Genomic DNA, 20,643 nt, shown 5'->3' on the forward strand with positions numbered 1-20,643 from the left:
CCGGAAGATGCTAGAAATTATACGTGACGCTGCCGCCGAACCAGCGCGGGCGCGCGTAGGTCTGGTTCGACGTGCCGAGCGCGGCGCCGAGATCGAGATTGTAGATGCGGTATTCCTTGTCGGTGACGTTGTTGACGAAGGCCGCGATCACCCAGCGGTCGTCATCGGTTTCGAACGACACGCGGACGTTGCCGACGACGTGCGAATCCTCGTGGTCGATGGGCGCGTTGAAGGTCGAGAAATACTGCGCGCTGTCGTATTTCCAGTCGGTCTGGAACGCGAGCGATCCGGGGCCGACGGGGAAGGCGTAGCGCAGCATCCCGCCGAGGCTCCACGCGGGCGCCTGCGGCATCTTGCGGTCGGCGACGCGGCCGCCGGGCAGCGTGATGCCTTTCACCTTGGTGTCGAGGTGCGTGAGGAACGCCGACAGCAGGAGGCCGGTCGCGGGCCGCAGCGTCAGCTCGCCCTCGAAGCCGGTGACCTTCGCCGGGCGGTTGGTGACGAACTGCGACAGGCCTTCGAGCGAGAAGGCCTGATAGTCCTTGTAGTCGTAGTGGAAGACGGAGCCGTTGAACGTGACCGCGCGGTTCGCGAATGTCGCCTTGAAGCCGCCCTCGTAGTTGGTGAGCACCTCCTGGTCGTAGGGCAGCGTCGCGGGGTCGATCGGCGCGAACGCCTGCACGCCGAAGCCGCCGCTCTTGGTGCCGCGGTTGACGCTGGCGTAGAGCAGCACGTCGTCGCTGGGGCGGTAGTCGATCTCGATCTTGCCGGACCAGTTCTTGAACGTCTGCTTGGCGAGGTCGGGATTGGTCGTGCTGTTGAAGACGAAATCGGTGACGCCGTTCTCGGCGTGTGTGAAATCGTACTTTTTCCAGTCCCAGCTGTAGCGGCCGCCGACGATGAGGCTGAGCGCCTCGCTCGCCTTGAATTCCACCTGTCCGAACACGGCGACCGACTCGGTCTTCTGCGTGCCGCCGTAGTTTTCCATGAACTCGAGGATGCTGCTGGCGTCGATCTGGTAGGCGTTTTCGGTCTTGATCTTGAGGCCGTAGATGCCGGCAAGCCAGTTGAGCCGGTCGGTGTCGCCCGACAGGCGCAGCTCCTGCGAGAGCTGATAGAGGTCCTGCGCGGTGTCGTAGTCGAAGATCGGCAGCGGGGACATGTCGGTGTCCTCGCCGTAGCGCTTGCGGAGGTCCTGGTAGTCGGTGATCGAGGTGAACTGCGTACCCCCGAAATCATGCTCGTAGCGGACCGTGGCGCTCCAGAACTTGCGGTCGAAATAGCCGTTCCGGTCGTAGTCGCCGGTGAACGGGTCGTTGTCGGAATCGCGGTAGCCGAACACGTCGCAGCCGCCGCAGGTTTCCCAGAAATCTTCCGTGGGCCCGAGCACGTAGCCGAGGCCGTCCTCGTCGAAGCCGGCCGCGACATGCGTGTAGATGCCGCCGCTCGTCTCGTCGTCGTTGCGCAGGCCCTGCAGCTTCACGAGCAGCGTGCCGTTCTCGCCGACGTCGGCCTCCACCTGCAACCGCCCGCCGAAGAAGCGCGAATTGCCGAGGTCCTTGCCGATGCGGTTTTCGAGATAGCCGCCGTGATGGTTGGTGGTGACCGAAAGGCGCGCGCGCACGGTGTCCGACAGCGGGCCACTGATCGCGCCTTCGGTGGCGATCTGCCCGTAGCTGCCGACCGTCACGCTCGCGAAGCCCTCGAACGTGCTCGTCGGCCGCTTGGTGATCGCCTGCACGAGGCCGCCCGTGGCGTTGCGCCCGAACAGCGTGCCCTGCGGGCCGCGCAGGATCTCGACGCGCTCGAGGTCGAACATCTGGCTGCTGATCGCGCCGAGCGCGCTCACGTAGACCTCGTCGTTGTAGAAGGCGATCGGCGCTTCCTGCGAATCGGCGAAATCGTTCTGCGAGACGCCGCGGATGTTGAACACGGTGATCGTCGGGCTGTACTGGGCGACCTGAAGGCTCGGTACCTGCCCGGCGAGCGCGGTCACGTCCTGCCGCCCCATCGAATCGAGCGACGCGCCGCCGAGCGCGGTGACGGACAGGCCGATGTCCTGCAAATTCTGCTCGCGCTTCTGCGCCGTGACGACGATCGCATCGTCAATGACGGCGGCCTCCTGCGCTGCGGCCGTCGCCGGCGTGAGCGCGGCGCCCGCAAGCAGCAGGAGCCTCAGCGGCGGGCGACGGAATCGGATATGGCTGCGCATGTGATTTTCCCCTCCCTGCAGTGCAATTCGAATTGTTTTGGGTACTATATTTCGAATCAATTCGATTTGTAAAGCCGCTCCGGGCAGGGTTTCCGTCCTCGGGATGGTGGAATGTTGGAACAGTAACCGGATTAAATTCGAATTGACTTGACTCCGGCGATCAACGAGTGAACGCAGACCGGTGCAACGGGACAGACGGGCGGCGTGTGGGCGGATCGGCGAGACGGACACAGGAGCGGGGACGCACGCGCCGGGCTATGCTGGTCGACGCGAGCCGCAAGCTGCTGCGCGCGCGGGAGATCGACGAGATCTCGCTGGCGGACGTGGCGGACGAGGCCGGAATCCCCAAGAGCTCCGCCTACCATTTCTTCTCGCACGTGCTGGAGGTCTACGAGGCCGCCGCGAGCGACATGGAGGCCGAACTCCAGGCCGATCTCGACGGCCTGTCGGTGGCGGACTGCGGGGACTGGCGGCAGGCGGTGACCCGCTTCGTGAGCCGCGGCGCCGCGTTCTTCAATGCGAACCGCGACGCCATGCAGCTGCTGATCGGCCCCAAAAGCCCCTCGGCGATCAAGCTGAAGGACCGGCAGAACGATTTCGCCATCGCCGGGCAGCTGAGGGACAAGATTTCCGGGAATTTCGAGCTTCCCGAGCTCGCCGACACGCCGGAGATCTTCTTCCGCGCGATCGAGATCGCCGATCTGTTCTTCGGGCTTTCGGTGATCCGGCACGGCCACATCACCGATGCCTTCAACGACGAGGCCGGGCGCGCCACGTGCGCCTACCTGTCGCTCTACCTTCCGGTCGTGCTGCCGCGCGTGCGCCGGGCCTGACACGGGGCATTAAGCGGATCGCAACGTCTCTCGCCGATCCTGTGCCCCGGACAGGGCAGGCGCATGGACACACAGACGCTCCGCAAGCAGCACGAGGAGATCGGGGAAACTTCCGAGGCGCTGATCAACGCGGTCATCGCGCGCGACCGCCTGGAGGTCGCGAAGTGCCGCTGGCGGCTCGCGCGCGTGCTCATCGCGCACCTCGCGTGAGGATCAGCGTGCAATAGGCACCCCCTTCGTGGGGTGATCGGCGTGCAAAAAGGACCCCTTCATCCCGGGGATTTAGTCGGCCGACTGGTTTTGATCAGTTGGCGAGAACGGGATGTTGATCGTGGAGACAGTGGTTCGGATTCGGCGTGAGCATGCAGCGGGTAAGGCGATCAAGGCGATCGCTCGTGACCTTCGTTTGTCGCGGAAGGTCGTCCGCAAAGCGATCCGGTCGCCGGAGGCGGCGTTCAACTATCAGCGCAAAGTCCAGCCGCTGCCGCGGATCGGTCCTTATCAGGATCGTCTCGATGCGCTGCTTGAGGAGAACGAAGGTCGCGGCCGCCGCGATCGGCTACGGATGACGCGTATCCATGACCTGCTGGTGCGCGAGGGGTTCGATGGATCCTATGATGCGGTGCGCCGCTATGCGGCGCGCTGGCGTGCTGCGCGGCGGAAGGATGCTGGCGAAGGCGCACCGGCGTTCATCCCGATGACCTTCCAGCCGGGTGAGGCCTACCAGTTCGACTGGAGCCACGAGGATGTGGAGATCGCCGGCAAGCCGATGCGGGTGAAGGTGGCGCATATGCGTCTCTGCGACTCGCGCGCACCCTATGTCCGAGCCTATCCGCGCGAGGGCCAGGAGATGCTGTTCGATGCCCATGCCCGGGCGTTCGCGTTCTTCGGCGGTGTGCCGCGACGCGGTATCTACGATAATATGAAGACGGCGGTGACGGCCGTGTTCACCGGCAAGGAGCGTGTGTTCAACCGCCGCTTCCTGATCATGACCGATCATTACATGGTCGAGCCGACCGCCTGCTCGCCGGCGGCGGGATGGGAGAAGGGCCAGGTCGAGCAGCAGGTCCAGACGATCCGAGGCCGCTTCTTCCAGCCGCGACCCGGTTCGCCAGCCTGGCCGAGCTCAACGGGTGGCTGGAGGCCGAGTGCCGGCGCTGGGCCGAGCATCATGCCCATCCCGAACGCGGGGATATTACCGTCGCCGAGGCGCTGGATATGGAGCGACCGGCCCTGCAGCCGATCCTGGCACCGTTCGACGGCTTCCATGAGAGCGAGCATGCCGTCACCGGCACCTGCCTCATCAGCTTCGATCGCAACCGCTACTCGGTCATGTCGACGGCCGCACGCCGGACCGTTCAGGTGCGCTCCTATGCCGATCGCATCGTCATACGCTGCGGCGATGCGATCGTCGGGGAGCATGAGCGCCACTTCGGTCGGAACCGCACGATATACGATCCCTGGCATTATCTGCCGGTCCTCGCGCACAAGCCCGGCGCGCTGCGTAACGGCGCACCGTTCCAGGACTGGGATCTGCCGCCCGCCCTGCACCGATTACGGCGAAGGCTCGGCACCGGGGACGAGGCCGATCGCAGGTTCGTGCGGGTCCTCTCGGCGGTGCTCACCGATGGCCTGGAGCCGGTAGAGGCTGCCGTGCGCGAAGCGTTGGCGAACGGAACGGCCAGCGACGAGCTGATCCTCAACATCCTCTCCCGGCGCCGCGAGCCGGCGACACCCCACAGCATCGTCACTTCGGAAGACCGGATGCTGCAGCATCCTCCGCTCGCCGACTGTGCCCGCTATGATCTGCTGCGAGGCTATGATGCAGCGGCATGATATGATCGACACGATGCGCGGCCTCGGACTCAAGGGCATGGCGGCGGCGTTCGACGAGGCGGTCACCACCGGCCTCCAGCGCAAGCGCACCACCATGGAGATACTGACCGACCTGCTCCGTGCTGAGGCGACCCACCGGGATGCAGCCTCCATCCGCTATCGGATGACGGCTGCGAGGCTGCCCGTGGTGAAGGACCTGGAGCGGTTCAGCTTCGAGGGCACACCGATCAATGAGGAGATGATCCGCTCCCTTCACGATGGCTCCTTCCTCCCGCCTCGCCGCAATATCGTGCTGGTCGGCGGCACGGGGACAGGCAAGACCCACCTCGCCATCGCGATCACCGCCAATGTCGTGCGAAGGGGCGCTCGCGCCCGCTACTTCAACACCGTCGATCTGGTGACACGCCTCGAAGAGGAGACCCGGATCGGCAAAGGCGGGACCCTGGCGGCGCAGCTGTCGCGGCTCGACCTGATCGTGCTCGACGAGCTCGGTTATCTGCCGTTCGCCCGCTCGGGAGGGCAGTTGCTGTTCCACCTCATCAGCAAGCTTTATGAGCGGACCAGCGTCATCATCACCACGAACCTCGCCTTCGGCGAATGGCCGACCGTGTTCGGCGATCCCAAGATGACCACGGCGCTGCTCGACCGCGTCACCCACCACTGCGATATCGTCGAGACGGGCAACGACAGCTGGCGCTTCAAAAACCGCAGCTGACAGCCACCTTCGGCGCCTTCAAAAATCTATCTTGCGCTGCGCGCGCCTCCGGTCGGGCTACGCCCGCCCTCCGCCGCACGCAGCGCAAGGCCATCTTCAACAAACCAGCATCATATTATCCGAAAAGGGGGTCCCTCTTCGACGCCGATCGGGGGTCCCTTTTGAACGCCGTTTGACACACCTCGCGATCGAGGACAAATGGCTTTACCCCGCGCTGATCCGCGACGGCTCGACGCGCGCCTCGACGATGGCGCTCAACTTCCAGCGCGAGATGGGCAGCCTCATCGCGACCTTCAACGCCTACATGCTGGACTGGAACGAGGACCGCATCACGAACGAATGGGAAGCTTTCCAGACCGCGACATGGAAACTCGTCGAAGCGCTCGACCTGCGCACTCGCCGCGAGAGCGCCCAACTCTATTCGCTGGCGGAGGCGGAGCGGGCGGCCGTGCGGCCTGCGGGCGGCACGACCCGGCCGTAGCGCTGGAGCGGGTGAAGGGAATCGAACCCTCGTCGTAAGCTTGGAAGGCTTCTGCTCTGCCATTGAGCTACACCCGCGCCCTTCGGCAGCGTCCGCTTGCCACAAGCCTGCCGCGGAGGTCAACGTCGCTTCGCGATGTTTGCAGACATGAAAGGGCCTTGCCGGACGTGCGCCGGCAAGGCCCTTTCATCGCGATGCGGACGATCAGCCGGGATCGCGCTGCGCGAGCACTTGCGGGGCGTCCTCGCCGCCGACCCAGCGGTCGACCGAGGTGCCTTCCCACGTGCCGGTGATGTGGCCCTTGCGCGAGACGCGAAGCGCGAACGTCTTGCCCGTGTCGGGGTTTTCGCCCTTGAGGTAGAGCACGCCGCTCGCGGTGCGGCGGCCGGATACCTCGTAGCCGGTGGGCGCATGGGTGAAATCAATGCGCGAACGATAGTAGCTGTACGGATCGGCGGCAGCCGGTGCGGACACACCGGCGATCATGCCCACTACGGCCAGACCGAGAATGATCTTCATGATGAGTCTCCTTGCTCAGCAAACGATCAAAATCGTTCGTTTGTGCGTCGCAGCATATGAAACGGGGCGTTGGCGGCCATCGCGACCTTGACAACATGGATTTCCCGTTTTGCAACGATGGGCGTAAGTCTATGGAATCGTTCTGCGTGTGATCGGGGCGTATTCCGAATGAGGTTTCAACTCTTGCCAAAGTCGTGCTGCGCTGCAACAATATGCCTGCAATCGCCGCTCGCAAAGGCGCGGAGCGGGTGGAAGCTTGAGAGGCGATGATGTCTGTCCGGTGCCTCGTCGGACCGGCTGCGGTGGCCTGATATGCGCCGCCTGCCGCCGATGGGCTCGCTCGAAGCGTTTGTCGCGGCCTATCGCGGCGGGACGCTGCGCGCCGCCTCCACCGAACTCAACCTTTCCGTTTCGGCGCTGAGCCGGCGGCTCCAGTCGCTGGAGGCGCACGTGGGGCGGCCGCTGTTCGAACGGCGGCACCACGAGCTGAAGCCGACGCCCGAGGGCGCCCGGCTGTTCACGCAGATCGCGCCGCACTTCGATGCCATCGGCCGCGTTCTCGGCGAGGTGCGCTCGGACGGCGAACGCAGCCTCGCCGTCGGCGTGCCGCCGTCCTACGCGAGCGCCTGGCTGCTGCCGCGCCTTGCCCGCTTCCGGGCGCGCTATCCCGACATCGTGCTGCGCTTCGATTCCTCGGGCACGCCGTTCGAGAAGCTGGGCGCCAGCCTCGACGCCATCATCGTGTTCGCGGAAACCGTGCCCGAGGGGTTCGAATCCTGCAAGCTGAAGCCGCAGGCGGGTTTCGCCGTCTGCGCGCCGGGCCTCGTGGCGCCGGGCACGCCGGTGCGCGAAGCGCTGCGCGACCACACGCTGCTGCTGCACAGCGGGCTTTCGAAGGTGCTGCCGCTGTGGCTGCAGACGATGGGCCTCGACGAGCGCGCGCTGGCGCGTACCGAGCAGTACGACAGTGGCCCGATGCTGATCGCGGCGGCGGAGGCGGGGCTCGGCATCGCGCTGACGCTCGAGGATTCGGTGCGCTTCTACGAAGGCGACGCCCGACTCGAGCGCCCGTTCGGCGAAAGCGTCGCGACGCCCTACAGCTACTGGTGGGTTTCCCGGAAGCCGGGCGCGTCCGACGCCGCGCTGCGGCGCTTCCGCGACTGGATCTTTGCCGAATCCGCCGTTCGCGCCGCGGCCGCCTGATCCCCGCGAAAAAGAAAAGGGCCGACCCGAAGGCCGGCCCCGAAAAGTAAATCCTTGGGGAGGATCGCCATTTCTGGCAGGCCCTTTGTTGCACCTGCGAAGAGGGTGTGACCACCGCAAAGTCTGCATCGTGCATTGCAGGAATTGCAACGTTCGGTGGAATCAACTTCCGCGGGCATGTCTTAAGACTTTGTTTACACTTTGAGCGCAAACCGGGGCTGCGGGGGATCACGGGCTTCGGAAGGGGCGGCTCAGATGATCCAGTTTTTTGCACGGTTGCAGGACGTACTTCCCACGTGGCGCGGCGAGGACGGCAAGGCGCTCGCCGGCGGGCCGGAGCGGCGCGGCGCCACGCGGTCGCTGGCGCTGTTCTGGTCGGCGCGGATGCGGACGCGGGGATGGGCCGGGCCCGCGACCGTCGTCGAGATTTCCGCGCGCGGGATGCGGCTGCGCAGCCCCTATTACCCGGAAATCGGCGCGCGCGTGGTGGTGGACCTGCCGGGCAATGCGCCGCTCGCGGGCGTCGTGCGCTGGGCGGAGCACGGCCGGTTCGGGATGCAGTTCGACCGCGAGGCGGACGTCGTGACGATCCTCAGGGCGCACAAGCGGGCGACCGGTCGGCACCTCGGCGTGGACGAACCCGCCTGAGGGCTCAGCGCAGCCAGGCTTTCAGCAGCATCGCGACCGCGCCGAGCACGGCGACGCTCGCCGCCCAGATCGCCGCCATCCACAAGAGCCGCTTCCACAGTGGCGCGTCGGCGTCAGGGCTTCGCCTAGTGGTAGCCATGACTGCCGACCTTGCCGCGGAACACCCAGTAGGCCCAGCCGGTATAGGCGAGGATCAGCGGCATGACGAGGACGACGCCGACGAGCATGAACATCTGGCTGCGCTCCGGCGCGGCGGCATCCCAGATGGTGACGCTGTCCGGCACCACGTAAGGGAACATGCTGATGCCGAGGCCGATCGTGCCGAGCAGGAACAGCCCGAGCGAGAGCAGGAACGGCGACCACGTCGCGCGCTTTTTCAGCGTGCGGAACAGGAAGTAGCTGACGATCGCCACGAGCAGCGGCACCTGGCTGGTGAACAGCATGTTCGGCATCTCGAACCAGCGCTGCCAGTAGCGGTGCTCGAGGAACGGTGTCGCGAGACTGACCGCCACCATCAGCGCGAGCGTGGCGAGGGCGGCGCGGCCCGCGAGGCGGTAGGCGTGATCGAGCGCGCCGCCTTCCACCTTCACGATCAGCCATGTCGCGCCGAGCAGCGCGTAGCCCGCGACGACGCCCGCGCCGGTGAGCAGGCTGTAGGGGCTGAGCCAGTCGAGCCAGCCGCCCGCGTAGGCGCGGCCGTCGACGGCGATGCCTTGCAGGATCGCGCCGAGGATCATGCCCTGCGCGAAGGCGGCGACCAGCGAGCCGCCGGTGAACGCCATGTCCCAGAAGGCGCGGTGGCCGGGGTCGCGCCAGCGGAACTCGAAGGCGACGCCGCGGAACACGAGGCCGAGCAGCATGGCGATGATGAGCGGATAGGTGGCGGGCAGGATGATCGCGTAGGCGAGCGGGAAGGCCGCGAACAGCCCGCCGCCGCCGAGCACCAGCCACGTCTCGTTGCCGTCCCACACGGGGGCGATGGCGTTCATCGCCTGATCCCGCTCCCCGCCCTTGAAGACGGGAAACAGGATGCCGATGCCGAGATCGAACCCGTCCATCACGACATAGGCGAAGATGCCGAAGGCGATGATGAAGGCCCAGACGGTGGTGAGATCGACGTTGACGCTCATTGTCCGCCCTCCAGCGCGGATGCGGGGGTGATGCCCGCCGTTCGGGTCGGGCCGGGTTCGGCCTCGACGCCCGCCTCGCCGGACTTCGGCCGCTGCGCCATCAGCTTCAATATGTACCACGTGCCCGTGCCGAACACCGCGAAGTAGATGACGACGAAGGCGACGAGCGAGGCGCCCACGGCGGGCGCGGCGAGCGGCGAGGCGCTGTCGGCGGTCCGCAGCAGGCCGTAGACGGTGTACGGCTGGCGCCCGACCTCCGTGGTGATCCACCCCGCGATGACGGCGACGAAGCCCGACGGTCCCATCAGCATCGCGGCGCGGTGCAGCAGCGGCCAGTCGTAGAGGCGGCCCCTGACGCGCGCGGCGAGGCTCCAGAGGCCGAGCCCCAGCATCAGCAGGCCGATGCCGACCATGATGCGGAAGGACCAGAACACGATGCTGACGGGGGGATGCTCCCCGCGCGGCACGGTGTCGAGCCCGGCGAGCGGCGCATCCGCATCGTGCTTCAGGATCAGCGACGACGCCTTGGGAATCGCGACGGCGTAGTCGACGCGCTGCGCCTCGCTGTTCGGGATACCGAAGAGATAGAGCGGCGCGCCCTCCGGGTGGCTCTGATAATGACCTTCCATCGCCATCACCTTCACCGGCTGATGCTCCAGCGTGTTGAGGCCGTGCAGGTCGCCCGCGAGGATCTGCACGGGCGCGACGAGCGCGGCCATCCACATCGCCATCGAGAACATGATGCGCGCGTGCGGGTTCGCGCGGTCCTTCAGCAGGTGCCACGCGCCGACCGCGCCGACGACGAATGCCGTGGTGAGATAGGCGGCGATCACGGTGTGGACGAGGCGGTAGGGGAAGCTCGGGTTGAAGATGATCGCCCACCAGCTCTCGCCGGGCAGGAACTGGCCGTTTTCGCCGATGATGTGGCCCGTGGGCGTCTGCATCCACGAATTGGCGCTGAGAATCCAGAAAGCCGAGATGAAAGTGCCGACCGCGACCATCAGCGTCGCGGTGAAGTGCAGCCGGGGCCCCACCTTGTTCATGCCGAACAGCATGACGCCGAGGAAGCCCGCCTCGAGGAAGAAGGCCGTGAGCACCTCGTAGGCCATCAGCGGCCCGATGACCGGCCCGGCCTTGTCGGAGAACACCGACCAGTTCGTGCCGAACTGGTAGGACATGACGATGCCCGAGACGACGCCCATCGCGAAGGCGACCGCGAAGATCTTCAGCCAGTAGCGGAACAGGTCGAGATAGTGCTCGCGGCCCGTCTTCAGCCACAGCGCCTCCAGCACGGTGAGATAGCTCGCCAGCCCGATCGAGAAGGCCGGGAAGATGAAATGGAAGCTGACCGTGAACGCGAACTGGATGCGCGCGAGAAGCACGGGGTCCACGGCACCGAACAGTGATTCGAACGGGGCTTCGAACACGGCGGCGACTCCTTCGTTGTCGGCCTGTCTGCTTGATCTGCCGGACGCATGTCCTCCCTGTGCGCGAACGCGGCAATGCGGCGCGTTGTTCCGCGACGTTCTGCCTCGTTGAGCCGCCTGCGGATCAATATTTGCAAATCATTCTCAATAGCGTAGAAGGTGCGCCGATTCGTGGATGACGACGAAAGGCCCTTTCATGAGTGACCGCGCCGCGGCAGCCCGCGTCCTCGCGCCGTCCGATGCGCTGACCGTGGAGACCGTGCGCTCCGTTCGGCACTGGAACGAGCACCTGTTCAGCTTCACGATCACGCGGCCGCCGAGCTTCCGCTTCCGCTCCGGCGAATTCGTGATGCTCGGCCTGCCCGGCGAACGGCGCCCGCTGCTGCGCGCCTATTCGATCGCGAGCCCGGCATGGGCGGAGGAGCTGGAATTCCTCTCGATCAAGGTGCCGGACGGGCCGCTCACCTCGCAGCTCCAGCGCGTCCGGCCGGGCGACCAGCTCTTCCTCGGGCGCAAGCCGACGGGAACGCTCGTCGCCGACGCGCTGCTGCCGGGGCGGCGGCTGTTCCTGCTCGCGACCGGCACCGGCCTTGCGCCGTTCATGAGCCTCGTGCGCGATCCCGACATCTACGAACGGTTCAACCAGATCGTGCTCGTCCATTCGGTGCGGCAGGTGAGCGACCTTGCCTATCGCGCCGATCTCGAAAGCCATCTCGCGGGCGATCCGCTGGTGCAGGACCAGGCGCTGCTCCAGCTCTCCTACCTGCCGACGGTGACGCGCGCGCCGTTCCGCATCACCGGCCGCATCGACGCGCTGATCGACGACGGCACGCTGTTCGGGCCGCCGCTGACGGGTCCGAAAGCCTTCGATCCGGAAATCGACCGCGTGATGCTGTGCGGCAGCATGACGATGATCCGCTCGCTTGCGGCGCGGCTGGAAGCGGAGGGTTTCGCGGAAGGATCGAACGCCGGGCCCGGTCATTACGTCATCGAACGCGCGTTCGTCGGTTGAGGGGAGGCGGTTTTGCGATTCCGCCGGACGGCAAGCCGCACTAACCTTGCCGCCATGATTCGCCTGACCGCCCTTTGCACCGCGCTGCTCGCCGTTGCCGTTGCCATGCCCTCGCTCGCGCAGAGCGAGCCGCAGACCCCCGCAACACCTGCCGAAACGCCGCCTCAACCGCCGCCCGTGCCGGAAAAGGTTTACGAGACCGTGCGCGTCGCGATCGCGACCAGCGAGGGGCCGATCATGCTGGCGCTGGAAAAGGAACGCGCGCCGGTGACGACCGCGAACTTCCTGCGCTACGTCGATCAGAAGCGGCTTGACGGCACGGCCTTCTACCGCGCGCTGAAAGTTTCGGACGACGGCAGTTACGGCCTCATCCAGGGCGGCACGCAGGGCAACCTCAAGGCGATGCTGCCGCCGATCGCGCACGAGCCGACGACGAAGACCGGGCTTTCGCACATCGACGGCGCGGTCTCGATGGCGCGCGGCGCGCCGGGAAGCGCGGCCGGCGATTTCTTCATCACCGTCGGCGCGCTCGAATCGCTGAACGCGGACCCGTCGAAGCCCGGCGACAATCTCGGCTTCGCCGTGTTCGGCCATGTCGTCGAAGGCATGGACACGGTGCGCAGGATCATGAATGCGCCGACCTCGCCGACGCTCGGCGAAGGCGCGATGAAGGGCCAGATGATCGCCAGCCCCGTGCGTATCCTGACCGCCCGGCGGGCGCAGTAAGGGTTCAGCGCGCCAGGAGCAGCGTCGGGGCTTCGAGCAGCGCCTTCACCTCGCCGATGAACCGCGCCGCGTCGTAGCCGTCGACCACGCGGTGGTCGAACGACGAGGAGACGTTCATCATCTTGCGGATCTCGATCGCACCGCCGCGCACGACCGGGCGCTCGACGAGGCGGTTGGGACCGATGATCGCCACCTCCGGATGGTTGATGACCGGCGTCGTCGCGATGCCGCCAAGCGTGCCGAGGCTGGTGATGGTGATCGTGGAGCCGGACAGTTCCTCGCGGCGCGCGGTGCCGTTGCGCGCCGCGGCGGCGAGGCGGGCGATTTCGGCAGCGAGGTCCCAGAGGCCGAGGCTTTCGGCGTTGCGCACGACGGGCACGATGAGGCCATTGTCGGTCTGCGTCGCGATGCCGGCGTGGACGGGCGCGTAGCGGCGGACGATGCCGGCCTCGTCGTCGTAGGTCGCGTTGATCTGCGGGAACTCCGGCAGCACGCGGACGAGCGCCTGGATGAAGAACGGCAGCAGCGTCAGCTTCGGGCGCTCGTTTCCGTAGCGCGCGTTGAGTTCGGCGCGCGCGGCTTCGAGCGCGGTGAGATCGACCTCCTCGACATAGGCGAAATGCGGGATGCGCCGCGCGGAGATCTCCATCTTCTCGGCGATCTTGCGGCGCAGGCCGACGAGCTTGACCTCGGTGAATTCGCCCGCAGCGGGTGCTGCCTGCGGCTGCCGCAAGGCCGCGACATGCGCCTCGAAATCCGGGCGGCGGATGCGGCCGTAAGGGCCGGAGCCCTTCACGTCCTCCAGCGCGACACCGGCCTGCTTCGCGAGGCGGCGGACCAGCGGCGAGGCTTTCGGGCGCGAGGTCGCGGGCGCAGGGGCAGGGGGCGGCGCTTCGGCAGGGGCCGGAGCGGGAGCCGTTTCCTCCACGGGTTCGGCGGGCGCATCGCCTTCGAGCGCGAATTCCACGAGTGCCGAACCGATCTGCCGGAGCTGCCCGACCTCGCCGTGGATCGCGACGACGGTTCCCGAAACCGGCGAGGTGAGTTCGACGGTCGCCTTGTCGGTCATCACGTCGGCGAGCGGCTGGTCCTCCGCGACCGCGTCGCCGGGTTTCACGTACCACTGGACGAGTTCGGCCTCGGCGATGCCCTCGCCGATGTCGGGCAGCTTGAAGACGTAGTTCGCCATCGCGCCTCAGGCCTCCATCGCGCGCCGGAGCGCCTCGCCGACGCGCTTCGGGCCGGGGAAATATTCCCATTCGAAGGCATGGGGGTAGGGCGTATCCCAGCCCGTCACGCGTTCGATCGGCGCTTCGAGATCGAAGAAGCAGTGCTCCTGCACCAGCGCGGCAAGCTCGGCGCCGAAGCCGCAGGTGCGCGTCGCCTCGTGGACGACGACGCAGCGGCCGGTGCGGCTCACCGACTGCGTGATGGTTTCGAGGTCGAGCGGCACCAGCGTGCGCAGGTCGATGACCTCCGCGTCGATGCCGGTTTCTTCGGCGGCCGTGAGCGCGACATGCACCATCGTGCCGTAGGCGAGCACGGTGACGGCATTGCCGGCGCGCACGATGTTCGCCTTGCCGAGCGGCACGACATAGTGCCCTTCCGGCACCTCGCTCGCCGGGTGCTTGGACCACGGCTCCACCGGGCGGTCGTGATGCCCGTCGAACGGGCCGTTGTAGAGCCGCTTCGGCTCGAAGAAGAGCACGGGGTCGTCGTCCTCGATCGCGGCGATCAGCAGCCCCTTGGCGTCGTAGGGATTGGACGGGATCACCGTCTTCAGCCCCGCGACGTGCGTGAAGATGCCTTCCGGGCTCTGGCTGTGCGTCTGCCCGCCGTAGATGCCGCCGCCGTAGGGGCTGCGCACGGTGATCGGCGACCACCATTCGCCTCCCGTCCGGTAGCGCATCCGCGCGGCCTCGGAGATGAGCTGGTCGGTGGCGGGGTAGATGTAATCGGCGAACTGCACCTCGACCACCGGCCGCTTGCCGTAGGCGCCCATGCCGATCGCGACAGCGACGATGCCACCTTCCGAAATCGGCGCGTCGAACACGCGGGTGAGGCCGTGCTTCCGTTGCAGGCCGTCCGTCGCGCGGAACACGCCGCCGAAATAGCCGACGTCCTGCCCGAAGATGGTGACGGCAGGGTCGCGCGTCAGCGCCACGTCCATCGCGCTGTTCAGCGCCTCGATCATGTTCATCGTCGCCACGGCGCTACACTCCCGCCTGCCTGCGCTGAAGCGCGAGATGGGGCGGCATTTCCTTGTAGACGTCGTCGAACATGGTGGAGGCCGGGATGCGCGCGCCTTCCTTCAGAGTGCCGTAGCTCTCGGATTCCTTGCCCGCGCGGCGCACCTCGTCCTCGAGTTCCTTCTCGAGTTCGGCGTGTCGTTCCTCGCTCCACAGCCCCGCGCCGATCATGTGCGCTTTCAGCCGTTCGATCGGATCGCCGAGCGGCCATGCGCCGGCCTCCGCTCCGGGACGGTACTTGCTCGGATCGTCGGAGGTGGAATGGCCTTCGGCGCGATAGGTGAACAGCTCGATCACCGTGGGGCCGAGGCCGCTGCGCGCCCGGTTCGCCGCCCAGCGCGTGACGGCGTGGACGGCGAGGAAATCGTTGCCGTCGACGCGCAGCGACGGGATGCCGTAGCCGAGCCCGCGCGAGGCGAAGGTCGTGCGCTCGCCGCCCGCGATGCCGGAGAAGGACGAGATCGCCCACTGGTTGTTGACGATGTTGAGGACGACCGGCGCCTGATAGACGCTTGCGAAGGTGAGCGCATAGTGGAAGTCGCCCTCCGCCGTCGCGCCCTCACCGATCCACGCGGCGGCGATGCGGCCGTCGTTGTCGGCGGCCGACGCCATCGCCCAGCCGACCGCCTGGCTGTACTGCGTGCCGAGATTGCCGGAGATCGAGAAGAAGCCGGCCTCGCGGCTCGAATAGAACACCGGCATCTGCCGGCCTTTCAGGCGGTCGCGGCTGTTCGAATAGACCTGGTTCATCATGTCGACGAGCGGCCAGTCGCGCGCCACCAGCAGGCCCTGCTGGCGGTAGGTGGGGAAGCACATGTCGCCGTAGTCGAGCGCGAGCGCCGCCGCGACGGCGACCGCCTCCTCGCCCGTGGACTTCATGTAGAAGCTCGTCTTGCCCTGCCGCTGCACGCGCACCATCCGCGCGTCGTAGGCGCGGGTCAGCATCATCGCGCGCAGGCCCTTTTCGAGCATGTCCGGGGAAAGGCCGGGGTCCCAGTCGCCGACCGGATTGCCGTCATCGTCCAGCACGCGGATCAACGCCCATGCGAGATCGCGGATTTCGGCGGGATCGACGTCCTCGGCCGGGCGGCGGACCTCGCCCGCGGGCGGCACCTTGATGCGCGACATGTCCGGCGTTTCGCCGGGGCGGCAGCCGGGCTCGGGAATGTGCAGGCGCGAACTGTTCTTCAGCATCGGCGTTCCCTTGCGGTTCAGGCCGCTGCCCGCTGTCCGCGCGCGATGATGCGGCGGGCGAGGGTGTCGGCGACGATATTGGCCGGCAGGTTGTCCCGCGCGGTGACTTCGAGGATGCCGGTGAGGCGCGGCGCGATCTCGCCGATGCGTCGCTCGACCGCTTCCGGCGCTTCGCCGAGATACTCGGCGGAGACGTTGATGATGCCGCCCGCGTTCACGACATAATCCGGCGCATAGACGATGCCTCGTGCAAGCAACGCTTCGCCGTCTGCTTCGGTTGCAAGCTGGTTGTTCGCCGCGCCGCAGACGAGGCGTGCCTTGAGGCCGGGGATCGTGCGGCCGTTGAGGACGCCGCCGAGCGCGCAGGGCGCGAGGATGTCGGCGTCGGCGGCGAGGATGTCGTCCGCGCTGACGGCGCGCGCGCCGAGTTCGGCGACCAGCGCATCGACGCGGCGGCGGTCGACGTCCGCGATCGCGAGCCGCGCGCCCGCCGCGCGCAGCATCCGGCAGAGCGCCGCGCCGACGTTGCCGGTGCCCTGCACCGCGACGGTGAGGCCATCGAGATCGCTGCCGAGCGCGAAGCGGGCGGCTGCCTGCATCGCTTCGAACACGCCGCGCGCCGTCCACGGCGAGGGGTCGCCGCCGCTCTTGCCCGGCTCGGCGTGGAGTCCCGCCACATAGCGCGTGCGTTCGCGGACGCGTTCCATGTCGGCGACGGTCGTGCCGACGTCCTCGGCGGTGATGTAGGCGCCGCCGAGGCTTTCCACGGCGTCGCCGAAGGCGCGGAACAGCGCGGCGCGGTCGAAGCCGCCCTCGGGACGCCGGAGCACGGCCTTGCCGCCGCCGAGCGGCAGGTCCGCAAGCGCGTTCTTGTAGCTCATGCCGCGCGCGAGGCGGATCGCGTCGGCGGTGAGGTCGGCGTGGCTGTCGTAGTGCCAGAAGCGGCAGCCGCCCGCCGCCGGGCCGAGCGCGGTCGAATGGATGGCGATGACGCCGATCGCCTCGCCCTGCGCGTTGCTGACGACGTGGATGTCTTCCTGAAAATCCGTGACTTCGTGCGGCCGGTGGACCATCGGACCTCCCTTTCGCGCAACAGCGTATCACGGGCCCGGCTGATAAAAATTGCTCGTATGTGGGCGATGGGCGATTTATGGAATGTGTTATTCGATAAAGATGAAATAACGGAATAGATCATGCTGGAAGAGCTGGACCCGTTCGAGCGCAGGATCCTCGCCATCCTCCAGAAGGATTCGTCGCGGCCGACGACCGAGATCGCGGAGGAGGTCGGGCTGTCGCAGGCGCCCTGCTGGCGGCGCATCCAGCGGCTGAAGGAGGCGGGCTACATCAAGGCGCAGGTGAGCCTGCTCGACCGGCGCAAGATGGGCCTCAACACGCAGGTGTTCGCGCAGGTGAAGCTCACCCGCCACGGCCGCTCCAACCTCCACGAGTTCTCGGACGCGATCCGCGAGTTCCCCGAAGTGCTCGACTGTTTCGTGTTGCTGGGGCCGGTCGACTTCATGCTGCGCATCGTGACCCGCGACATCGAAACCTACGAACGCTTCTTCTTCGAGAAGCTCTCCCAGCTTCCCGGCGTGCAGGAGGTGCACTCGATGGTGGCGCTGTCCGAGATCAAGTCGACGACGGAGCTGCCGATCCTGGAAAGCGAGGGGGCGGCGTAGGGCTCAGGTACGCACTAGAACGACTTCGGCAATCCCAGCGCGTGTGTCGCCACATGGCTGAGGATGAGGTTCGTCGAGATGGGCGCGACCTGATAGAGGCGGGTTTCGCGGAACTTGCGCTCGATGTCGTATTCCTCGGCGAAGCCGAAGCCGCCGTGCGTCTGGAGGCACATGTCGGCGGCGTGCCATGAGGCTTCGGAGGCGAGCAGCTTCGCCATGTTCGCCTCGGTGCCGCAGTCGGCGCCTGCGTCGAACAGCGCGGCCGCCTTGTCCACCATTTCCGCCGCGGCGGCGACCTCGACATAGGCCCGCGCGATCGGGAACTGCACGCCCTGGTTTTCGCCGATGGCGCGGCCGAACACGCTGCGCTGCTTCGCATAGGCGGCGGCGCGGTCGATGAAGAAGCGGCCGTCGCCGATACACTCGGAGGCGATGAGGATGCGCTCGGCGTTCATGCCGGAAAGGATGTAGCGGAAGCCTTGCCCTTCCTCGCCGATCAGGTTCCCGGCCGGAACGGCGACATCGTCGAAGAACAGCTCGGTCGTCGCGTGGTTGAGCATCGTGCGCACCGGGCGGATGGTGAGGCCGTTCTTCACCGCCTCGCGGATGTCGACGATGAGGACGCTCATGCCGTCCGAGGGCTTGGCGACGGCCTCGCGCGGCGTGGTCCGCACCAGCAGCACCATGAGATCGGAGTGCTCGGCGCGGCTGATCCAGATCTTCTGGCCGTTCACGATGTACCTGTCGCCGTCGCGGCGGGCGAAGGTGCCGATGCGCGTTGTGTCCGTGCCCGCGCCCGGCTCGGTGACGCCGAACGCCTGCAGACGGAGCGCGCCGGAGGCGACGGCGGGCAGGTAGCGCTGTTTCTGTTCGGCGGAGCCGTGCTTCAGGATCGTGCCCATCGTGTACATCTGCGCGTGGCAGGCGCCGCCGTTGCAGCCCGCGCGGTGGATTTCCTCGAGGATCGCCGTCGCCGCGCCGAGCCCGAGCCCGGAGCCGCCGTAGTCCTCCGGGATCAGCACGGAGAGGAAGCCCGCGCGCGTCAGCGCCTCGACGAATTCCACGGGATAGGTGCGCGCGCGGTCGTGCCGCTGCCAGTATTCGCCGGGAAAGTCGGCGCAGAGCCGCCGCACGGCATCCCTGATTTCCGGAAACGACGGATCGGACATGATGACGCTACCCCCGGCCTTGTGCTGCACTCCTGCTATCACGCGCGGCCGGTTCGCCAAGGCTTTTCACGAGGCGCGGCAGGCAGACGCCGAGCGAGAGCGCACGGTAGGCGTAGCTCGCCAGCAGCGCGATCCAGACACCGACGTCGCCGAGACCGCGCAGGAGAAAGTCCGTCGCGAGATAGGCGATCGTCACCAGCACGCCCGCATTGCGGAGCACGCGGCCGCGCGTCGCGCCGATGAAGACGCCGTCGAGCAGCCAGCTCGGTACGCCGATGAGCGGCACGAGCGCGCAGAAGGGCAGCATGGCGTGCGCCTGCGCGCGCACGGCGGCATCCTCGGCGACGAGGTCGATGAGCGCGCCGCCGGAAAGCGCGATCAGGCCCGTAAAGACAAGCCCGCCCGCCAGCGAGAACTCGCCGGTGAGCCGCACGGCGCGCAAAAACGCCGCACGCGACCCGGCACCGATCGCCGCCCCGACGCGCGCCTCCGCCGTGAACGCGAAGCCGTCGAGCACGAAGGCGCTGACGCTGATGAACTGCATGAGGATGTGGTTCGCGGCGAGCGGCACCGCGCCGAGCCTTGCGCCGGAGCGGGCGAACCAGCTGATGAGGATGAGCAGAGCCAGCGTGCGGATCATGATGTCGACGTTGACGGCGAGGAGCCGCCGCGTCGGTTCCCATGCGAACAGCGCGCCGCGCGCGTGCCCGCGCCACCAGCCGGGGCCGAGCAGGCGCGAGACGGCAACGAGGCCCGCGGCGAGCGCGCACCATTCCGCGACCGCCGTGCCGATGCCGACGCCGAGCGCGCCCATGCCGAACACGGCGACGAGCAGCAGGTCGAGCACGATGTTGATGCCGTTCATGATGATCTGGCAGGCAAGCGCGGCGCGCGTGCGGCCGAGGCCGAGCAGCCAGCCGTTCACCGCGTAGAAGCCGAGCGCGGCGGGGGCGCCGAAGAAGCGGGCGAGGGTAAAGTCGCTCGCGGGCCCCTCGGCCTCCGGCGGCGCGGCCATCACGTGGAGCGCGGCCGGCACGACGAGCGGCGCGAGCGCCAGCAGGACGAGGCCGATACCGCCGCCCATCACGAGCGCGCGCTGCACGGTCGCCGAGACCTCCGCGTCGTCGCGCGCCCCGTGCGCCTGCGCCGTGATCCCGGTGACGCCCATGCGCAGGAAGCCGAACGTCCAGAAGACGAGGTTGATCACCGTCGCGCCGAGCGCGACGCCCGCGAGCGCGCCGGCATCGCCCGTGCGCCCGATGACGGCGACGTCGACGATGCCGACGAGCGGCACGAAGGCCTGCCCGACGATGATCGGCCAGGCCTGGGAAAAGACGGCGCGGCGCGACAGCGAACTCATGCGTCGGCGGCTTCCGGACAATGTGCGGTCACGCGGAAATGCTGCCCTTGCTCAGCCGGGTTTCGGTCCCGAGCCTTATGGGGATTTCGCGCCCGCGGGGGAAGCGGGCGCCTACGGCTGCGAACCGCTCGGCGGGGTGCACGAAAGCACGCATTCTCCGGCAATACACGGGCGCCGGTTTCATTGCGGCGCTGCCGCCTGTTGCATCGGATCGGCAAGTGCGTATAAGAATATTTTTCTTATACGCTAA

The 20,643-nt window shown here is 67.4% G+C and carries 20 protein-coding genes, 1 tRNA gene and 1 pseudogene; 10 read left to right on the forward strand and 12 right to left on the reverse strand.

The genetic code is table 11. The features are described 5' to 3' along the window. Positions 1–10 precede the first annotated feature (10 nt). Positions 11–2,212 (reverse strand): TonB-dependent receptor, encoded by a 2,202-nt coding sequence (locus PE061_RS09350; RefSeq protein WP_271258817.1) that lies wholly within the window; start codon positions 2,210–2,212, stop codon positions 11–13. 257 nt (positions 2,213–2,469) lie between these two features. Here PE061_RS09350 and PE061_RS09355 point away from each other — a divergent pair, with 257 nt between their 5' ends. From PE061_RS09355 to PE061_RS09375, 5 genes and pseudogenes are all read left to right on the forward strand, one after another. After that, positions 2,470–3,045, forward strand: a complete 576-nt coding sequence (locus PE061_RS09355; protein ID WP_271258818.1) for a TetR/AcrR family transcriptional regulator — start codon at positions 2,470–2,472, stop codon at positions 3,043–3,045. A 63-nt stretch (positions 3,046–3,108) separates the two neighbouring features. Further along, positions 3,109–3,255 (forward strand): hypothetical protein, encoded by a 147-nt coding sequence (locus tag PE061_RS09360; protein WP_271258819.1) that lies wholly within the window; start codon positions 3,109–3,111, stop codon positions 3,253–3,255. A gap of 112 nt (positions 3,256–3,367) precedes the next feature. Next, positions 3,368–4,881, forward strand: a pseudogene (gene istA / locus PE061_RS09365) (IS21 family transposase). Beyond that, on the forward strand, positions 4,868–5,596 hold the full coding sequence (istB, locus tag PE061_RS09370; RefSeq protein ID WP_031304487.1) for an IS21-like element helper ATPase IstB: 729 nt from the start codon (positions 4,868–4,870) through the stop codon (positions 5,594–5,596). Before istA ends, istB begins: the two are co-directional and overlap by 14 nt. A 172-nt stretch (positions 5,597–5,768) precedes the next feature. Then, on the forward strand, positions 5,769–6,077 hold the full coding sequence (locus PE061_RS09375; RefSeq protein WP_271258820.1) for a hypothetical protein: 309 nt from the start codon (positions 5,769–5,771) through the stop codon (positions 6,075–6,077). A 3-nt stretch (positions 6,078–6,080) separates the two neighbouring features. Here PE061_RS09375 and PE061_RS09380 read toward each other — a convergent pair. Together PE061_RS09380 and PE061_RS09385 are read right to left on the reverse strand one after the other, a co-directional pair. Further along, positions 6,081–6,154, reverse strand: a tRNA-Gly gene (locus PE061_RS09380). Positions 6,155–6,281: 127 nt separating this feature from the next. After that, entirely contained in the window at positions 6,282–6,596 is a 315-nt protein-coding gene (locus PE061_RS09385) for a hypothetical protein (protein ID WP_271258821.1), read from the reverse strand. 312 nt (positions 6,597–6,908) lie between these two features. Here PE061_RS09385 and PE061_RS09390 point away from each other — a divergent pair, with 312 nt between their 5' ends. Both PE061_RS09390 and PE061_RS09395 read left to right on the forward strand, forming a co-directional pair. After that, the gene (locus PE061_RS09390) at positions 6,909–7,799 is read left to right on the forward strand and encodes a LysR substrate-binding domain-containing protein (protein ID WP_271258822.1); all 891 of its coding nucleotides are present in this window, start codon (positions 6,909–6,911) and stop codon (positions 7,797–7,799) included. A 255-nt stretch (positions 7,800–8,054) separates the two neighbouring features. Then, positions 8,055–8,447 carry a PilZ domain-containing protein gene (locus tag PE061_RS09395; protein WP_271258823.1) on the forward strand — a complete coding sequence of 131 codons (393 nt, stop codon included), beginning with the start codon at positions 8,055–8,057 and terminating at the stop codon, positions 8,445–8,447. Between the two features lie 4 nt (positions 8,448–8,451). Here PE061_RS09395 and PE061_RS09400 read toward each other — a convergent pair whose 3' ends face one another. Genes PE061_RS09400 through PE061_RS09410 form a run of 3 tightly spaced genes read right to left on the reverse strand, consistent with a single transcriptional unit; the run spans position 8,452 to position 10,980 of the window. Further along, positions 8,452–8,586: a DUF2474 family protein gene (locus PE061_RS09400; protein WP_271258824.1), complete on the reverse strand. Its 135-nt coding sequence runs from the start codon at positions 8,584–8,586 to the stop codon at positions 8,452–8,454. Beyond that, on the reverse strand, positions 8,573–9,577 hold the full coding sequence (gene cydB / locus PE061_RS09405; RefSeq protein ID WP_271258825.1) for a cytochrome d ubiquinol oxidase subunit II: 1,005 nt from the start codon (positions 9,575–9,577) through the stop codon (positions 8,573–8,575). The genes PE061_RS09400 and cydB overlap by 14 nt, the downstream gene beginning before the upstream one ends. Next, positions 9,574–10,980, reverse strand: coding sequence for a cytochrome ubiquinol oxidase subunit I (locus PE061_RS09410; RefSeq protein WP_271259165.1), 1,407 nt, complete (start codon positions 10,978–10,980; stop codon positions 9,574–9,576). The genes cydB and PE061_RS09410 overlap by 4 nt, the downstream gene beginning before the upstream one ends. A gap of 220 nt (positions 10,981–11,200) precedes the next feature. Between PE061_RS09410 and PE061_RS09415 the strand changes: the two genes are divergently transcribed. Together PE061_RS09415 and PE061_RS09420 are read left to right on the forward strand one after the other, a co-directional pair. Next, the gene (locus tag PE061_RS09415) at positions 11,201–12,016 is read left to right on the forward strand and encodes a ferredoxin--NADP reductase (protein ID WP_271258826.1); all 816 of its coding nucleotides are present in this window, start codon (positions 11,201–11,203) and stop codon (positions 12,014–12,016) included. A gap of 54 nt (positions 12,017–12,070) precedes the next feature. Then, positions 12,071–12,742, forward strand: coding sequence for a peptidylprolyl isomerase (locus tag PE061_RS09420; RefSeq protein ID WP_271258827.1), 672 nt, complete (start codon positions 12,071–12,073; stop codon positions 12,740–12,742). Between the two features lie 4 nt (positions 12,743–12,746). On the opposite strand, the gene PE061_RS09425 is transcribed toward PE061_RS09420, so the two are convergent. From PE061_RS09425 to PE061_RS09440, 4 genes are read right to left on the reverse strand one after another with little or no spacing between them, the layout of a single operon-like run. After that, positions 12,747–13,931 carry a dihydrolipoamide acetyltransferase family protein gene (locus tag PE061_RS09425; protein ID WP_271258828.1) on the reverse strand — a complete coding sequence of 395 codons (1,185 nt, stop codon included), beginning with the start codon at positions 13,929–13,931 and terminating at the stop codon, positions 12,747–12,749. Positions 13,932–13,937: 6 nt separating this feature from the next. Beyond that, a complete protein-coding gene (locus PE061_RS09430; protein WP_271259166.1) occupies positions 13,938–14,942 on the reverse strand; it encodes an alpha-ketoacid dehydrogenase subunit beta in 1,005 nt (334 codons plus the stop codon). Between the two features lie 13 nt (positions 14,943–14,955). Beyond that, complete coding sequence (locus PE061_RS09435; protein ID WP_271258829.1) at positions 14,956–16,185, reverse strand: thiamine pyrophosphate-dependent enzyme; 1,230 nt, start codon at positions 16,183–16,185, stop codon at positions 14,956–14,958. A gap of 17 nt (positions 16,186–16,202) precedes the next feature. Continuing rightward, a complete protein-coding gene (locus tag PE061_RS09440; protein ID WP_271258830.1) occupies positions 16,203–17,258 on the reverse strand; it encodes a Leu/Phe/Val dehydrogenase in 1,056 nt (351 codons plus the stop codon). A 120-nt stretch (positions 17,259–17,378) separates the two neighbouring features. Between PE061_RS09440 and PE061_RS09445 the strand changes: the two genes are divergently transcribed. After that, a complete protein-coding gene (locus tag PE061_RS09445) occupies positions 17,379–17,864 on the forward strand; it encodes an Lrp/AsnC family transcriptional regulator (protein ID WP_420794386.1) in 486 nt (161 codons plus the stop codon). A 14-nt stretch (positions 17,865–17,878) separates the two neighbouring features. On the opposite strand, the gene PE061_RS09450 is transcribed toward PE061_RS09445, so the two are convergent. Both PE061_RS09450 and PE061_RS09455 read right to left on the reverse strand, forming a co-directional pair. Further along, the gene (locus tag PE061_RS09450; protein ID WP_271258831.1) at positions 17,879–19,033 is read right to left on the reverse strand and encodes an acyl-CoA dehydrogenase family protein; all 1,155 of its coding nucleotides are present in this window, start codon (positions 19,031–19,033) and stop codon (positions 17,879–17,881) included. 7 nt (positions 19,034–19,040) lie between these two features. Beyond that, positions 19,041–20,393 carry an MATE family efflux transporter gene (locus PE061_RS09455; RefSeq protein WP_271258832.1) on the reverse strand — a complete coding sequence of 451 codons (1,353 nt, stop codon included), beginning with the start codon at positions 20,391–20,393 and terminating at the stop codon, positions 19,041–19,043. Positions 20,394–20,643 lie beyond the last annotated feature (250 nt).

This window comes from Sphingosinicella microcystinivorans (assembly GCF_027941835.1).
Taxonomy (GTDB): domain Bacteria; phylum Pseudomonadota; class Alphaproteobacteria; order Sphingomonadales; family Sphingomonadaceae; genus Sphingosinicella.

Coding starts and splice junctions, on each gene's coding strand:
- PE061_RS09350 (WP_271258817.1), bottom strand. CDS start 2,212: ATGCGCAGCCATATCCGATTCCGTCGCCCGCCGCTGAGGCTCCTGCTG.
- PE061_RS09355 (WP_271258818.1), top strand. CDS start 2,470: ATGCTGGTCGACGCGAGCCGCAAGCTGCTGCGCGCGCGGGAGATCGAC.
- PE061_RS09360 (WP_271258819.1), top strand. CDS start 3,109: ATGGACACACAGACGCTCCGCAAGCAGCACGAGGAGATCGGGGAAACT.
- istB (WP_031304487.1), top strand. CDS start 4,868: ATGCAGCGGCATGATATGATCGACACGATGCGCGGCCTCGGACTCAAG.
- PE061_RS09385 (WP_271258821.1), bottom strand. CDS start 6,596: ATGAAGATCATTCTCGGTCTGGCCGTAGTGGGCATGATCGCCGGTGTG.
- PE061_RS09390 (WP_271258822.1), top strand. CDS start 6,909: ATGCGCCGCCTGCCGCCGATGGGCTCGCTCGAAGCGTTTGTCGCGGCC.
- PE061_RS09395 (WP_271258823.1), top strand. CDS start 8,055: ATGATCCAGTTTTTTGCACGGTTGCAGGACGTACTTCCCACGTGGCGC.
- PE061_RS09400 (WP_271258824.1), bottom strand. CDS start 8,586: ATGGCTACCACTAGGCGAAGCCCTGACGCCGACGCGCCACTGTGGAAG.
- cydB (WP_271258825.1), bottom strand. CDS start 9,577: ATGAGCGTCAACGTCGATCTCACCACCGTCTGGGCCTTCATCATCGCC.
- PE061_RS09415 (WP_271258826.1), top strand. CDS start 11,201: ATGAGTGACCGCGCCGCGGCAGCCCGCGTCCTCGCGCCGTCCGATGCG.
- PE061_RS09420 (WP_271258827.1), top strand. CDS start 12,071: ATGATTCGCCTGACCGCCCTTTGCACCGCGCTGCTCGCCGTTGCCGTT.
- PE061_RS09425 (WP_271258828.1), bottom strand. CDS start 13,931: ATGGCGAACTACGTCTTCAAGCTGCCCGACATCGGCGAGGGCATCGCC.
- PE061_RS09430 (WP_271259166.1), bottom strand. CDS start 14,942: ATGAACATGATCGAGGCGCTGAACAGCGCGATGGACGTGGCGCTGACG.
- PE061_RS09435 (WP_271258829.1), bottom strand. CDS start 16,185: ATGCTGAAGAACAGTTCGCGCCTGCACATTCCCGAGCCCGGCTGCCGC.
- PE061_RS09440 (WP_271258830.1), bottom strand. CDS start 17,258: ATGGTCCACCGGCCGCACGAAGTCACGGATTTTCAGGAAGACATCCAC.
- PE061_RS09445 (WP_420794386.1), top strand. CDS start 17,379: ATGCTGGAAGAGCTGGACCCGTTCGAGCGCAGGATCCTCGCCATCCTC.
- PE061_RS09450 (WP_271258831.1), bottom strand. CDS start 19,033: ATGTCCGATCCGTCGTTTCCGGAAATCAGGGATGCCGTGCGGCGGCTC.
- PE061_RS09455 (WP_271258832.1), bottom strand. CDS start 20,393: ATGAGTTCGCTGTCGCGCCGCGCCGTCTTTTCCCAGGCCTGGCCGATC.